The sequence below is a fragment of the archaeon CG10_big_fil_rev_8_21_14_0_10_43_11 genome (assembly GCA_002763265.1).
Taxonomy (GTDB): Archaea; Nanobdellota; Nanobdellia; order PEZQ01; family PEZQ01; genus PEZQ01.
The window spans coordinates 83,909-98,443 of sequence record PEZQ01000006.1 but is presented as its reverse complement, the minus strand read 5'-3'; the positions used below and the strand labels follow the sequence as shown (position 1 = coordinate 98,443).

Here is a 14,535-nt window from a genome sequence, read left to right as displayed (position 1 = left end):
GAAAAACATTGATGACCTTATAAGTGTTTATCGCAAGATGCCGATTATTGTTTGCACACAGCGTATCATAACTGGTTTTCCGCTCCCGCCTTTGTATGTGGCAACTTTTTTGTTTTTCTAGTATGCAACAAAATTCCTTTTTGACTGTTCTTTGTTTGGATACGCTTTTGCACCCTCGTAATCCAGGAAAAAAATAGGTGTTTCCACTGCTCTTCATTCTCGTGATGGTCTTTTGAATTCCCACTTAGTTTGAGCGCGTTAAATACATTTTTCTTTGCGTACACTGCGTCGAGAGGAAATATGATTTCATCAAGTGTTTTTGCCGTATTCAGCACTTGCATACGGGTTACCAGCTATGCTTAGTCTTAATGTGTGCATTCTTAATAATTATTGCCATTACCTATGCTTTTAGTACGTTTTAAGCATCAATTATTTATTTGCAGCATTCCTGTATATTGCACATGGGTAAACTTGTGTATGTTATCATTGATGGACTTGGTGATGAGCCAGTGAGCTTGCTCAAAGACAAGACCCCCCTTGAAGCAGCAGAAACCCCAAACCTTGACTATTTTGCGCAAAAAGGAGCCCTTGGGCTCGTGCAAAACTTTCGCATAGACCATAAAGAATTCATTGCAGAAAATGGCTCAAACTTTGGCGGCATCAGCTTGCTTGGCCAAAACCCACGCGACACAAATTGGAAACGCGGACCTCTTGAATCACTTGGCGCTGGCGTGAATTTTAGGGAAGGAAAAGACCTTGCTATTCGCTGCAACCTCGCGTTTGTTAATCTTAAAGGAGAGGTTGAAAACCGCCGGGCAGGACGCATCTCAAACGAAGACGGACACACTATTATTGAAGAAATCAAAGAAAAAATCAAATACAGCGGCGACTTTGAGCTCAAACACACGCTCAGACACCGCGCAGTGCTCATTCTCAAAAGCTCTCAACCCCTTGGTGAAGAAATTCGCGGTTCAGACCCCATTGAAGAGGGCGAGCATATGAGACATGTGCTTCCCACTAATAGGGCTGAAGAGAATGTGCGTTCAGCAAATATGCTTCGCTCATTTGAAGAGCGCGCGCACGAAGTCCTGCGCCAAAGCAAATCCAACAATGACCGGCGAAGCAAAGCAGGATACCCTGTCACGCACCTTATCACACGCGGTGCAGGCACCAAACTGCCTGAGCTTCCGGTATATGATAATGTTGCAGCAATCTGCACCTCGCCTGTTGAGTTTGGTCTTGCAAAAGCTGCGGGCATGACCATTCTTGGCATTGAAAACGTAACTGAAGAATATGAAAAAGACATTGAAAAAACCGTTGCCCTCCTTAAAGACCAGTGGGGAGCGCACGAAAAATTTGTGATTTTTATCAAAGGACCTGACACGTATGGGCATGAAGGAAACTCAATGAAAAAGAAAAACTGCATCGAATACCTTGACAAAACCCTTTTTGCTTTTCTCAAAACCCAACTTAGCGCGCAAAGCGATGTGCTCTGCGTTACTTCAGACCATGCAACGCCAACAAAACTCATGCGCCATGCAGCAGAGCCAATACCCCTTCTTATATGCGGAAAAATCAAACCCGATACGATGAGCAATTTTGCAGAAAAATATTGCGAGCGCGGTTCTCTTGGTCTCATTCAGGGTTATGATGTGATAAAAAAGCTCTACCAACTCTACCGGCAATAATGCGTGCATGCCAGATACACTAAAAAAGATTGGTTGCGCAGTATTAACACCTGTTTCCAAGCAAAAAACTTCAAGAACTTCTCTACCTCAAACGCGATGCAAACCCCAAGAAAATTAAATTCACGCACAACGACTTAGAAGAGATTCCGCTCCAACTATTTGCTTTCAGATTCACGGAATAACAACGCCTCTGCACGTTGTATGCATGGGTGACTCACACAATGGAAATCGAAGTTAAAATTCTCAACATAAACAAAGCAGACGTAGTGCGCACGCTTCACGCGCTTGGCGCGAAAAAAACGTTTGAAGGAACCGTCCACTCCTATTTTTACGATTTTGATGATAAACGATTAGGGCACGAAGATAAGATACTGCGCATTAGAATGCTTGGTCAAACTGCACTGCTCACGCTCAAAAAAAGGGTCAGCAAGAAAAAAGCAAAAATCATGCATGAACATGAAATACGCGTGTCAGACCGGGACATTCTCATGAGCATTCTTTCAGACTTGGGGCTGAGCGTGTGGGATGCTGATAAAAAAACACGCACCTCCTACGAACTTGACACAGTCCACGTTGACATTGACACCATACCGGGGATTCCCTCCTTTCTTGAAATTGAAGCGCCTAATCTTCAAACACTTAAAGACTACGTGAAAAAACTCGGCTTTTCTATGAAGCACGCAAAACCTTGGTCGCGCCAAGACCTCTTGGACCACTACCAACACTAAATCCTTTTTTTTTAGAATTTGACAGGGTTATGTCTGGATGTGTGTCACCAAGAATGCTGCGCGCAAGAGTAAGACCCTTACTGTGAACACTAGAACGTGGGTAGCTAATGTGGTGGCGGGCAATGCACCTGTTGTGTTATGAGATTTTCTACTTCCAAAAGTCTTTAAAATGGGAAATGGCGTGGTTGATTCATCACGTGAACTGTTTGGCAGTATTATCGGGCCACTTTGTGTTGAGACTATTCTCATCCCAGAACTCGAACTTTACTGCTTTGAAAATTGCATACAAACTAAAACACGGAACACATGAGGAACTTACCCTATGATACTCGTCTTTGATTTTGGAAGTCAAGTCGCGCATCTTATTACGCGAAGAATCAGAGAGCTTGGCGTATACGCAGAACTCATCGCACCAGATACGCCCGCACAAAAAATAAAAGACCTAGAACCACAAGCGCTCATTCTTTCAGGCGGACCAAAAAGCGTGTATGAAAAAGACGCTCCAACTATTGACCAAAACATCTTTGCTCTAGGCTTGCCAATTCTTGGCATTTGCTATGGCCACCAGCTCATGGCACAAAGCCTTGGCGGAAGCGTACAAAAAGGAAAAGGCGAATACGGTAGCACAATCATCAACGTGCGCGACTCATCAAACCTTCTCAAAACATTCTCTCACGAACACGAAGTGTGGATGAGCCACTCTGATTATGTTCAAACGCCGCCTAAAGGATTTCTTGTTACCTCACTCTCAAGAAATGGCTACATTTCGAGCATGGCACACCAAAAAAAGCAATTCTACTCTGTTCAATTCCATCCTGAAGTCACGCACACGAAAAATGGTCGTGACGTGTTTGACGCGTTTCTTAGCAGTATTAATGCAAAACGAGACTGGAGCTTGCAGGACTTTATTGAACAGAGCATGCAGAGCATCAAATCGCGCGTGGGAACTAAGAATGTGCTTATGGGTGTGAGCGGAGGCGTTGATTCAACGGTTGCGGCAACCCTGCTCAACAAGGTAATTCCAAACAATTTGCACTGCGTGTTCATAAATAATGGTTTACTGCGCGAAGGCGAATTTGAAGAAGTGATAACCTATTTTAACAATTTCAAAAACTTTCATGCAATTGATGCAAGCGACCGTTTCCTTTCGCAGCTCAAAAACGTAACAGACCCTGAAGAAAAGCGAAAAATCATTGGCAACACGTTCATTGACGTGTTTGACAAAAAAGCGCAAGAACTCGGTGACTTCACGTATCTTGGTCAAGGCACGATTTATCCTGACCGTGTTGAGAGCGCGCAAACGTCAAAAAACGCGTCAAAAATAAAAACGCACCACAACGTGGGTGGACTGCCAAAAAACATGCGACTTTCTGTTCTTGAACCATTAGCAGACTTGTACAAGGATGAAGTCAGAGCAATAGGTAGATTGCTTGGCATCCCAAACCAGCTCATTGACCGCCAGCCTTTTCCGGGTCCGGGACTTGCAGTTAGAATTGTTGGCAGCATAACAAAAGACCGACTGCGCATTGTTCGCGAATCTGATGCTATACTACGCGCAGAACTTATAACACAAGGCGTACCTGATTTGTGGCAAGCATTTACTGCGCTTCTTCCTGTCAAGACTGTTGGCGTGAAAGGAGACGAACGCTCCTATGAATACCCGGTTGTTATTCGGTGCGTGCGCAGCGTTGATGCTATGACTGCAGAAGCCGCGTGCCTTTCCCTTACGTTACTAAAACAGATTGGCGCACGCATTGCAAATGAAGTCTCAGGAGTAAACCGCGTATTATATGACCTGACTGATAAACCTCCCGGAACTATTGAATTTGAATAGCTAGCACTAGCCCTAACATATTCCACAGGAAACAAGGGGGTGCGTTGAAGTCTATCCAACACATTGCACAACCACTCACTCGTGCTTTTTTTGCAGAAAACCACTGATTTTTCATGCTCTGACCCTATGTTACTGGGTTTACCTAAATAAAACAGCACTTAACCTCACACAACACACTGAAAAATAGGCATTTAAAGAGTTCTTATGACTTATTTTATTAATATGAACCATCTTATTTCTTATCTAATTAAGATAACACTTTAAATATGATATTTAATTATATGTTATATATATTCGTATTAAAACTAACGAAAACAGCCGTTTTATTAGGGGACATGGCAATATTTTTTGTACTGCTATATTGAAGTTAATTAAAGCGTACAGTAACGGTTTAGATTTGGATAACTGCAACACCCTGTTTTGTAAGTTCTGTTTTAAGCCAATCCTTGCGTTTGGTTGATTTCTTGTCAAAAAGCGCTACTGACGGGCGCGGAACAGTTTTTTCAACCATTTGCTGCACAAGCTCATCTGTTAATTTAGATATAGCATACTTTGGACAGATATGTCCCACAGCGTATATACTGTCTAGAATTGCTTTTGTGTGTTTGTTAGCATAATGTGAACCGCCAAACCCTATTGCAGAATGCTCACACTTTAACGGAGCGGTCAAGAGCTCATAACAAACTTGAGTGATTATCTCTCTGCCTTTTTGCCATTCCCACTCTTTTTTTGAGCCTCCAACTTCAACAAAAATGCTTGGAGACTGTGTGTACGGCCCATGGTGGGTCACTTCAAGGCCGACATCACACGCGGGGTCAGGGTTGTATTCGCGCAATTTGTGCAAGGCAAAGCGGATTGCTGCACTGTTTGCCCCTGATAGTGTGCACGCCTTGCCGCCATGGCTCTTGTCATCACTAAATAATCCGGTGCAGTGCGCAGAAAATAAGGGCTTTTTTGCCTGTGAACGATGTGTTGAGGGAAAAATAAACAGTTCCGCTTCAAAATCAAGGCCCGAAACGTGCAGCACGTCTGTTTTTGATATAATCATATAGTTGTTTCCGTTTTGATAGGTTTCAAACCCATACAGTTTAGGCGCAGAAACAAACCCATATTTCTCTTTGAGAATGTTGCCCACCGCGTTTCCAACTACGTTCTTTTCAGCAATAACAATGACGCGCATACCTTTTTAGGCAGTTTTTTGCTTTTAATTCTTGCGCGCAGCAGTGAGAAAATCTTTAAATACGCTTTTGCAGTTAAAGAGCACTAAGTGAAGCATTATGAGAATGATTGGACAGCGATTAACACAACTACGCGCACAGCGATTCCCTGTTGAGCAAAAAGCAACGCCCGGACCTATTAGCACCAACGCGGTCCCAAAAAACATCCGCATTGGTGAAGGAAAAATTGGCGAAAACATCCCGCTTATTGTGGAATACGAACTTAAATCAGGGTATACCTATGAAAAACCTGCAGGAAAGAACGCCGCAGAAATCATTGTTGCTGGCGAAGTCATCTTTGAAGCAACAAAAAAAGAATCAGACGAGCTCATTGCGGGCTGGAAGAAAGACAAATTAGTTGTAAAAGACTATATGGAAGTTGTTCTTCAGGCAATTCTAAATTCATCGGAAATGCACGCAATCACGCTTGCAAAAGACATGAACCTGCCAAGCCCTATTCCCCTTCCACGTGTTGGCGTAGGTAAACAGGAATAAGCATTTCAAAGCCGTTTTAACAGCGTGCATATCTTTTTTGTATCCGCGCATACAAGCGCGGAGAGTTCTCTTTTATTGCGTCGTGCCAGCGCCAGGACGTTTGCAATTCTTCTTCAAAATACTCATCAGAGAAAACATACCCCATAAAGAAGTGCAATTCCTTTGGAACAGGCTCATACAGTTCATTAATTGAACCGGGATTCTTTCTAAAGCGCTTAAAAATAGTAGTCTTCTCTAGGTTCCTTTCATTAAAACGCTGCTTTTTATGCACATATGTGTCAACAGCAGTTTTTGGAAAACCAAGATTTAGACCAAACACGTGGTCATCTCCTGTTGCGTGGGCGTACACAAGATTGCTGAGCGTTTTTGGTGTTGTTGCAACAAATAACTCGTCATACGTATGAAACTCAAGCGGGTTGTGGTAAGTATACACATTCTCTAGTTGTGTTTGTTTTCTTGACGATGTACGCGCTTTAGCGGTGTGTACGCGTGGTGCGTTGCGTGAGGGAAGTGGAAGTGTTATTTTAAGAGATAGCAATTCAAACTGCGTTCTTCGCGTTTCAGTATGAAATAAACCCGTACGAATGAGCACATCACTAAGCGTGTACAAATCGTCTCTCATTGAACGGAGATGAGCCACATCAAAACCTTCTCGTTTCTCATAGCAAAAATCATGGGTTTGTAGTGCAATCCATGTTCCTGGTTTTTCATCAAGCACAAGCAATGCAAGATTCACCTGATCTATGAGCCGTAGTGGCACACACAACTCTTCAATTTCGCGTAGTGCGCCCATTCTTTAGGATATTTGCACGTTCTCTTTTATGCATTGTGTTACTTGATAGAGTATCTCTCTTGTTTAAACACCTGTTAAGAACTCTCACTTTCTAGCACTTTTTTCTCTAATTGCAGAGCAGAAATAACCTTTATATTGTTTAAACACCTGTTTAAAGTCATGCAAAAACAAACAGAAACTCACCTAAAAAACATTCTAAAGACCCTTGCAGAAGCAAAAAAGGCAGGAGAAGACTTTCTTTGGATACGTGAACTCTCACGTCGCTGTAATTTAAACCCTGCGACTGTTACGTGGTGCATTCACCGTTATTTGTGGGAGAAAATTGAATTTATTGACGTAGACTCACTTTTATCAAAAGGCCTTAAAATCCAGCCAGTCTCACTTCGCGAGCATGTGTATCAAGAAATCCTCAAGAACCAAAAAACTACTTAGTCTCTCACTTTTTTCTCTTTATAACGGTCTTCTGCTTTGTGTTAAAAACCTCTCACTTTTTGCTGTAGTTTCCTAAACCACCCTACAGGTCTATTTTGGGCAAAGCCCCTCTTTTCCCTCACATTACTTAGCTGCAATAATCCACACCTTTGGATTCCTTTTCTCTGATAAATTCTCATTTTGCCTGCGCGCACCCTGTTCTAACTGTTTTGTAACCCTCACTCTTTTTGCAGCGGTTTTGACCTGTTTTTTAGTTCTTACTCTCAAAAACCTCTCACTTTTATTAACTTCATTATTGAAGATAATTAAATCGCGTTTAATCGCACTCTTGTCTGTTTCACGTCTTTTTTGACTGCGCGTTGTTCCGTTTTTTACTATGGTGTCTTTGTCTCACAAAAAGCATTAAATTGTGAAGAAAATATGCACTACATACATGTTGGTTATTGTGTTGACACAATAATTAAAACATGTTGAAACATATGTCCTTATTGTTGAAACAATAAAGGGCGTCTGTTGGAGCATGTTTGGTTGTGTTGAACTGGTTGGGATACACTGCTGGGACATGTTGGAGCAAAAACATTTTATTTAGCTAATGTGTTGGAAAACATGGGAGGATTGATGGGAATCTTTAACCTGTTTAAAAAACGCTCTAAAAGCGCTGAAAAAGAAAAAATAAAGGAGGAGACGCTTGATTTATCAAAAATAAGCACTCCTAGGCTTGGAGAAACGATTGACAGCTGGCAAAAGCAGGTTTCTATCCTTGAAGAGCATCCTTTAAGCCAGGCGCGCGTGGTGAATACCCAAATTCTTGAATCCATGGGTTCGGTAATGAGCGGAATTCACTCAAAACTAGACGATTTAAAGAAGTTGGATGAGATTTTAGAGGCTCTAGAGGCGTTAAAAACAGAAAAAAGCACTCAGATTACCGAAAAAGAGCCAAAAAGCGTTCTGGAATCCGCGTTAGAGCGCATTGGTCATTTGTCTGTAAAGGATCGTGATGTTATCCAGCTGCTAGAAGCGCAAGGTCCGCTTTCTGCGCGTGAAACAGGCAAAGAGCTTGAAGTAACGCGCTCAACAATATCGTACCGGCTCAATCGCCTCTATCAGATGGGTCTACTGGAAAAGATGGCGTCAGGGCGTACTATTAAATTTAGGATACCTAAAATGGACAGGAAACTATAAGAATTTCTTAAAAGTTTTAATGTGTTTGATATATGTTTGTTATGTGTTGGAAATGTTGAAAAATGCGCGTTTTTTGTGCTCAGTAAGTCAGGGTATTTGGTGCATTTTTTTGACCATGGTCCAAAACGAGTATTATGGGTCCATGCGTATACTGTGTTCTCTAAAACTCCCCCAAAGTAACCATAAAACGGCATTTTATGGACTTTCTGTGGTGGGTAAGCATGCTTGTTCCAGCCCCATATATAAATGTCTATTATACAAGAGATTTATCACTTGACAAACAGTTAGTTGGGCGTGTATCCTTTGTTCCAACACAAAATAGAGAATCTAGCAAATAGGGGATAATCTACTAAATAATAGATTTATCACAAAATAGGGTGTATTTTAATTGTGAATTTTTTATGCACTATTGAGTCTAGTAATAGGGAGATTGTGTGCACATTTTATGCACACATAACTTCTTTTTGGGTACTTTTTTGAGCAATTTTTTACGTGTTTAAGCTATAGGTATTTGGCACATATTTTTTTGCGTGTTTGCCGTTTTTTGCGTCTAGAAGACGAAAAAGTAACAATCTTCTATTTAGTAGACAGAAATTGGCAGTTTGAAAAATCCGCATTTTTATAACCCCCTGATTACAGGACAAAAGAGGGTAATTTTATTATTAAAGAGACTCTAGCTACTTAGTGGAGGCTTGTGCTATTTTGATTTGCTATGTTTGACAAGAACGTTATCAGAAAAGACGTTCCCTTTAAGGTTATGTTTCGCAGCCTTCTTAATAAACCTAAAGGAGGCGGCGCTTATTTTGATATTGCTGAAGACTTAGTCATGTACGCACGTGAGCGGCGCAGACGCGTTGAAGGCTTTTATTTAGCCCAGTTTGTTGATGATAACAAAAACGTGTATGCGCGTAGCTCTGTTTACAAAGTTGCTGCTCTTCTCAAACAATTAGGCATGCTTGAATACTCTGGTACGGTTGGTCTTTGGCGCATATCAAACGAGTTTGGCAATGCAGGAAAACGCATGTACCGCTGGTGGCGCGAGTTTGTGCAGGGTGAAGCCCTTAGCGAGGAAGAGCTGGACGTGGGTGATGGGTAATGCACGTTTCCCCGTTTAGCCATGGTTGTAGCGTTCGAGCACTTCTTTTTCAAACTCAAAGTCAGCTTCTTTGAGAAATAAACTGGCCAGATCAAGAAAACAGAAGCGACACAAGCAGTTGTCATCATCCTCTTTGCCCATAAGTTGTTTTTGCCATGCTATTCTCTTTTGCATGCATGCAATAACCTCGCGTGCGTGACGATGGCTTACGTTTTTGCTGATAAACTCACGTGTCACTGACATGAGGTTCTTTGCGGTATTTTTATTTACCGGGTTGGTAATTGTTTCCCCGCAGCGTACGCAGGCGTTTTGAAAAGTTTCATGTTCCAAACCTTCTAATCCGTATTTTATCATTTGAGACACACCCCCTGTTTGCTAACTTGCAAAACGAAAAAACAGAAACACAACACGAAGCGAGTCTCACCATGTCAGACATGTATTTACGGGAAATACCTTGCCAAACAGACGAGACATACTTTGCATTGTAGCTAATAAAAATGAAGGTATGCCAAGATTAAAAACCTTTCGAGAATCCTGCATTTAGTGGTTTTCTAGTTCGTCTGTAATGTGTTTGTGAAGTCGTTCGAGAAGTTCGCGTTTTCCTTCAGTACTGATAACATCACTTCTGCCTCTAAGCACAAGTCCGTGCGCAAACGGGCTTGGAATCGTACTTTTTCTTCCAAACGCAAGCTGTATTTTTCCTGTTCTGATGCCTTCAAGCACGCGTTTTGCGTGTTCAATGTCCATTGCGTCGTTAAGGATTTCACGATATGTTTCAGTAAGTAAGGGAAAGTTTGGTATTTCCTTGCAAATTTGTAGTAATGCGCCTGCATTAATTTGTTGTTTTCCAACACTAATCGCGTTCCCTCTGTAGTTTCGCAGTATCATAAGCCCGCGTGCGGCAACGTGTCTGAACCTGCGCTTGAGAATTTCAGTTTTATCAAGCGATTTTTTTGCAATGGATTCTATGTTAGAATCAGTAATCGCACCAAGAACTTCATGAGAATCTACTTCAACACCGTGGGGCATGCGTATCATAAACCCGTTATCAGTTACGCTGATGACAATATTTTTTCTCTCTCTTCTGCCTATCAAAAATGCGTATGCGCGCGATAATACGTCATTTACTCTCCGGCCATACAATGAGTGCACAATGATATTTTGTCTGCTGTCTTCATAATAATTTTCAACAAGAATCGTGTTGTGTGCTGGATGGTTTTTTATCATTAAATATTTTTGCACACGGGCCTGCTCTTTAAAGTAGGTGTAGATTGCCTGTGCAGCGTATTCATTTGTGTGGCATTCTTTTCGTAGCCAGGCAATAACCTCCTCTTTGGTGTGGTTTTGTTTTAGTTTTTCAAACATAAGGTGTCTGAATTTTCCAATTTCAATGGCAAGGTCAAAGCTAAGCGGCAGCATTTCACTCACCCAGCTTGGAATGGTTGGTTCCTTGTCTCCTGCTTTGTTTACGGTAACAACCATATTTCTGGCGTGCACAAACTCGTACACGTTTCCGCCAATCACGAATCTGTCGCCTTTTTTGAGCTTTTCAACAAAATCTTCATCAAGACTGCCAATCAAATCCTTGTCTCCATTTGCCTGATTTGCATATACTTTAACGCTTGCACTTTGCGGAATCGTGCCAAGATTTGTAAAGTAGGTAACGCGCGTCCCTCTGCCTCTTTTGCCAAACTCTTCTTCAATTGGGTCATACCAAATCTTGCCATATACATGCTCTTCATCAAGCTCATAATTTTTTCCGCCAAGATAGCGAAGAACCTGCACAAAATCGTCGCGCAAAAGTGTGTGATACGGGTATGCTTTTTTGACAAGCATAAATGCTTCGTCCACGTGCCATTTCCTGGTAAGGCTCATGCCAAGCACGTGTTGTGCAAGTACGTCAAGCGCGTTTTTTGGGATGTGCACCCGGTCAATTCTTCCTTTGTATGCTTCGCGAATCATAACCGCGCACTCAACAAGGTCATCACGGTCATTAACAATCATGTTGCCAATGCTCGTTTCGTGCAATTGGTGGCCTGCTCGCCCCACGCGCTGCAAAAGCCGGCTCACACTTTTTGGCGAGGCCACTTGCACTACCTGGTCAATGTATCCAACATCAATGCCAAGTTCAAGCGAAGTTGATGAGCACACTGCTTTTAGTTCTCCTGCTTTGAGTCTTCGCTCGACTTCAAAACGCTGTTCGCGCGAGAGTGAGGAATGATGCGCACCAAGCGTGTTGGCGTATTTTTTTCCAAAACGATTTTGCAAGTTCACAAGAATGCGTTCAGTTCCGCTGCGCGTGTTTGTGAAAACAATTGATGTCTTGTGTGCGTGTATAAGCTCGTGCAAGCGCGCGTAAAACCGGTCAGTAATTATGTGCATAGGCGTGTGAATCAAATCAGCAACGGGCGTTGCAAGCGTGATGTCCATTTTCTTGATGAATTTTGTATCCACAATTGTACAATTCTCTTCACCACCCATGATGTAGCGGGCAACTTCTTCTAAAGGCGCGATAGTTGCCGAAAGACCAATGCGTGTGAATGAGTGTTCACAGAGTGCGCGCAACCGTTCAATGCTTAGTGAGAGGTGCGTGCCGCGCTTGTTGTCACATAAGGCATGAATCTCATCAACAATCAGCCATTTAATGCCAAACAATTTTTTGACAAATTCCCTGCTGTTGAGAATAATCGCAAGCGATTCGGGTGTAGTGACAAGAATGTGTGGTGCTTTTCGAAGCTGTTTTGCACGTTCATTTTGCGGTGTGTCACCGGTTCGCAGACCAATACGGACATCAGGCAAGTCCCCGGTGTAGGTGTTAATCTCTTCAAGTGGTTTTTGTAAATTCACATAAATGTCATTATTTAATGCTTTGAGCGGGCTTATGTACAAACAATAAATCTTGTCCTCAAGTTCACCGCGCACTGCGAGGGCGTATAATTCGTTAATTACTGAAAGAAATGCAGAAACGGTTTTACCACTTCCTGTTGGGCTCGAAATAAGCGTGTTTTTTTGTTCGTGAATAAGCTTAAACGCGTATTTCTGAGGCGGGGTCAGGTCCTTGAACTTTGAGAACCAGCAAAGCACGTATGGGTTGAGAAACGTTGCTACTTCTTCTTTGCTGTATTCATCGCGAGCATATTCTATCATTGCGCATCACACCCTCTCAAAATCACATTAAAAGCTTTGCGAAAAAAAAGCGTGCGCGTCGGAGAGTGGCTGCGCGCATACAGAGAAGAGACTATACACCTTGCTCCATTCCGGAATCCCAAAAGCATCACACTGCATGATTATGGCTGCTCCCGTCAGGGTCTGACCCGTTCACATACACTGCAATCGGTTGGGGCGGAACTTCGTCGCTTAGTATATAGGCTTCACCGGTACGCAACGCAGCGCCTCTCCGACTTCAACACCATCGTAACGCCCGTTTATGGTAACAGGTGAGGGCGAGCCACCCTGTCTAGCACGCGAAACACTAACACATATGCGCTTTAAAAAACTAACCCCCACCTAAAAGCAATGCTTATTATTCTTATTTGTTCCTAAAGAAGATATATGTCAAAAGTCTCTCGGCTTCATCCTCTCTTAGAGTTCACGCTTCGAAAGCTTGAAAAACCGTTTACCACAAATTATCGGGAACTAGTCCGAGCCTTCTGCGTGTCAATTGGCCTGGTGCAGCCTGCTGATTCGCGCGATGTAATTGTTGATGTTCTCGTAGCGCTTCTCAAGTATCGCCCAAAACAAAAACTCCTCTACACGCAGGACGTGCAAAAAATAGTCTCAGACTATCGTGCACATATTGGTCTTCCCGTGGTAGGGGTTTCGCAATCAAATATTCTAAGAGCACTTAAAATTCTGCGCACAAAAGGTATTGCAGAAGTTGTCTCAGGAGGATACCGCATTAGGGAATGGTCGCTTCTTACCACTGTATTTGAAACGCATCTGCAGGAATACTTGATAAAAACAACAATTGAGAGAATAAAAGAATACAGTGATAGAATAGATTCTATCACTTAGCTTGGTTAAGGAGTTTGACAAGACGGTCAAGTGTCTCTACAATTTGGTCTCCAATAGGGCTCAGCTCGATTAGCTTCAGGCGTCCGTCCTTGTTGAAGTCAATAAGACCCTTCTCTTGCATTTCACTCAACACACGAACTGTATGGGAGTATGTGCAGTCGGCCTCTTTTGCGATTTGAGACGCATAACGTTTACGTCTAGTTTTTTTGAGACTCAACGCGATTTGTACGGGTTTTTCGCGTAGAAATATCTGCAACATTTCATTCTGAATATCTTTTCTTCTCATGTTTCAGCACCACACCCGCATAGGTCTTGCGACGTATGCGTTAAGTATCAGAACAGAACCGTGCTTTTAAATGTTTCCAAACAAAATCGGAAAAAAATGATACGTCTCAGATAGTTTTCTATTCGATTTTTGCAAGAAGGATATCTTCTTCTTTTACCGTCTGTCGCTTTGCGTGCTTTGCAAGCTTGTAGGCTTCCTTTGAGACTGATTTGCCTTTTTCTTCGAGAATCTCTGCAAGTGCTTTTACTGCTTCTGCACTGACGCGTGAGACTCCTTGGCGTTCTCCTGCTATTTTTGCAAGTCGTTCAATAGGTGCACGTGGAAGTATCATAGTATCTCTTCTGTTCTTTTTTGCATATAAACATTATCGTTTGATATGTTTGCTTTAAAGCTTCTATGCAAGTGGTCAATCTGGCGGTCAAGATATTTTCCTAGATGCTTTCCATGGGGTCTGATATGTCCAGAAAAGTTTTGAGGGATATGGAGGAGTTCGTGAATCAACACTTTTTCTTTTTCCTCATCAGGAAGTTTGTCAAAGCGCTCAGAAATTACCTCGATAATGTAGTGGGGTGGCGTATCAAGTGCGAGCTGCCAGATGCGAGGGAATTCCCAGCACCGCGCATATGCTCTTGTTTTTGAACCCTTGCTTCGCACGCATACAACTTGCTCTGGATTGATATAGTGCAAACGCAACGCGTCAACGATTAAACTTGTTTTGTGCTGAATATCATGCGCGCGCTCAAAGCGTATCATGCAACAGTTTCCTCCTT

General features: G+C 42.5%; 16 protein-coding genes, 1 other RNA gene and 1 pseudogene. 9 read left to right on the top strand and 9 right to left on the bottom strand.

Going from position 1 to position 14,535, the window contains the following annotated elements; translation table 11 throughout:
• Positions 1–65: 65 nt before the first annotated feature.
• The gene (locus COT72_03090) at positions 66–341 is read right to left on the bottom strand and encodes a hypothetical protein (GenBank protein PIO00120.1); all 276 of its coding nucleotides are present in this window, start codon (positions 339–341) and stop codon (positions 66–68) included.
• Between the two features lie 120 nt (positions 342–461).
• On the opposite strand from COT72_03090, the gene COT72_03085 reads away from it, so the two are divergent.
• The 4 genes from COT72_03085 (at position 462) to COT72_03070 (ending at position 4,250) form a co-directional block, all read left to right on the top strand.
• Complete coding sequence (locus tag COT72_03085) at positions 462–1,688, top strand: hypothetical protein (GenBank protein ID PIO00119.1); 1,227 nt, start codon at positions 462–464, stop codon at positions 1,686–1,688.
• 221 nt (positions 1,689–1,909) lie between these two features.
• A complete protein-coding gene (gene cyaB, locus COT72_03080; protein PIO00118.1) occupies positions 1,910–2,416 on the top strand; it encodes a class IV adenylate cyclase in 507 nt (168 codons plus the stop codon).
• 169 nt (positions 2,417–2,585) lie between these two features.
• Positions 2,586–2,726 carry a hypothetical protein gene (locus tag COT72_03075; protein ID PIO00117.1) on the top strand — a complete coding sequence of 47 codons (141 nt, stop codon included), beginning with the start codon at positions 2,586–2,588 and terminating at the stop codon, positions 2,724–2,726.
• A 12-nt stretch (positions 2,727–2,738) separates the two neighbouring features.
• Positions 2,739–4,250, top strand: coding sequence for a glutamine-hydrolyzing GMP synthase (locus COT72_03070; protein ID PIO00116.1), 1,512 nt, complete (start codon positions 2,739–2,741; stop codon positions 4,248–4,250).
• A gap of 391 nt (positions 4,251–4,641) precedes the next feature.
• Here COT72_03070 and COT72_03065 read toward each other — a convergent pair whose 3' ends face one another.
• Positions 4,642–5,430, bottom strand: a complete 789-nt coding sequence (locus COT72_03065; protein ID PIO00115.1) for a hypothetical protein — start codon at positions 5,428–5,430, stop codon at positions 4,642–4,644.
• 97 nt (positions 5,431–5,527) lie between these two features.
• Between COT72_03065 and COT72_03060 the strand changes: the two genes are divergently transcribed.
• Positions 5,528–5,962 carry a hypothetical protein gene (locus COT72_03060; protein ID PIO00114.1) on the top strand — a complete coding sequence of 145 codons (435 nt, stop codon included), beginning with the start codon at positions 5,528–5,530 and terminating at the stop codon, positions 5,960–5,962.
• A gap of 16 nt (positions 5,963–5,978) precedes the next feature.
• On the opposite strand, the gene COT72_03055 is transcribed toward COT72_03060, so the two are convergent.
• A complete protein-coding gene (locus COT72_03055; protein PIO00113.1) occupies positions 5,979–6,755 on the bottom strand; it encodes a hypothetical protein in 777 nt (258 codons plus the stop codon).
• 159 nt (positions 6,756–6,914) lie between these two features.
• On the opposite strand from COT72_03055, the gene COT72_03050 reads away from it, so the two are divergent.
• The 3 genes from COT72_03050 (at position 6,915) to COT72_03040 (ending at position 9,465) form a co-directional block, all read left to right on the top strand.
• Entirely contained in the window at positions 6,915–7,187 is a 273-nt protein-coding gene (locus tag COT72_03050) for a hypothetical protein (GenBank protein ID PIO00112.1), read from the top strand.
• A 606-nt stretch (positions 7,188–7,793) separates the two neighbouring features.
• Positions 7,794–8,369 carry a hypothetical protein gene (locus COT72_03045; protein ID PIO00111.1) on the top strand — a complete coding sequence of 192 codons (576 nt, stop codon included), beginning with the start codon at positions 7,794–7,796 and terminating at the stop codon, positions 8,367–8,369.
• A gap of 712 nt (positions 8,370–9,081) precedes the next feature.
• Complete coding sequence (locus COT72_03040) at positions 9,082–9,465, top strand: hypothetical protein (GenBank protein PIO00110.1); 384 nt, start codon at positions 9,082–9,084, stop codon at positions 9,463–9,465.
• Between the two features lie 15 nt (positions 9,466–9,480).
• Here COT72_03040 and COT72_03035 read toward each other — a convergent pair whose 3' ends face one another.
• The 3 genes from COT72_03035 to ffs all read right to left on the bottom strand — a co-directional run bounded on the left by COT72_03035 (position 9,481) and on the right by ffs (position 12,933).
• On the bottom strand, positions 9,481–9,819 hold the full coding sequence (locus tag COT72_03035) for a hypothetical protein (protein ID PIO00109.1): 339 nt from the start codon (positions 9,817–9,819) through the stop codon (positions 9,481–9,483).
• A 186-nt stretch (positions 9,820–10,005) separates the two neighbouring features.
• Positions 10,006–12,612 (bottom strand): ATP-dependent helicase, encoded by a 2,607-nt coding sequence (locus COT72_03030; protein ID PIO00108.1) that lies wholly within the window; start codon positions 12,610–12,612, stop codon positions 10,006–10,008.
• A 47-nt stretch (positions 12,613–12,659) separates the two neighbouring features.
• Positions 12,660–12,933, bottom strand: an RNA gene (gene ffs / locus COT72_03025) — signal recognition particle sRNA.
• Between the two features lie 84 nt (positions 12,934–13,017).
• Here ffs and COT72_03020 point away from each other — a divergent pair.
• Positions 13,018–13,479: a hypothetical protein gene (locus COT72_03020; protein PIO00107.1), complete on the top strand. Its 462-nt coding sequence runs from the start codon at positions 13,018–13,020 to the stop codon at positions 13,477–13,479.
• Here the strand turns inward: COT72_03020 and COT72_03015 are convergent.
• The 3 genes and pseudogenes from COT72_03015 to COT72_03005 form a co-directional block, all read right to left on the bottom strand.
• The gene (locus tag COT72_03015) at positions 13,472–13,765 is read right to left on the bottom strand and encodes a hypothetical protein (GenBank protein ID PIO00106.1); all 294 of its coding nucleotides are present in this window, start codon (positions 13,763–13,765) and stop codon (positions 13,472–13,474) included. The two genes, COT72_03020 and COT72_03015, sit on opposite strands and share 8 nt — an antisense overlap.
• A gap of 118 nt (positions 13,766–13,883) precedes the next feature.
• A complete protein-coding gene (locus COT72_03010; GenBank protein ID PIO00105.1) occupies positions 13,884–14,096 on the bottom strand; it encodes a histone in 213 nt (70 codons plus the stop codon).
• Positions 14,097–14,185: 89 nt separating this feature from the next.
• Positions 14,186–14,518: pseudogene (locus COT72_03005) on the bottom strand (metallopeptidase).
• Positions 14,519–14,535 lie beyond the last annotated feature (17 nt).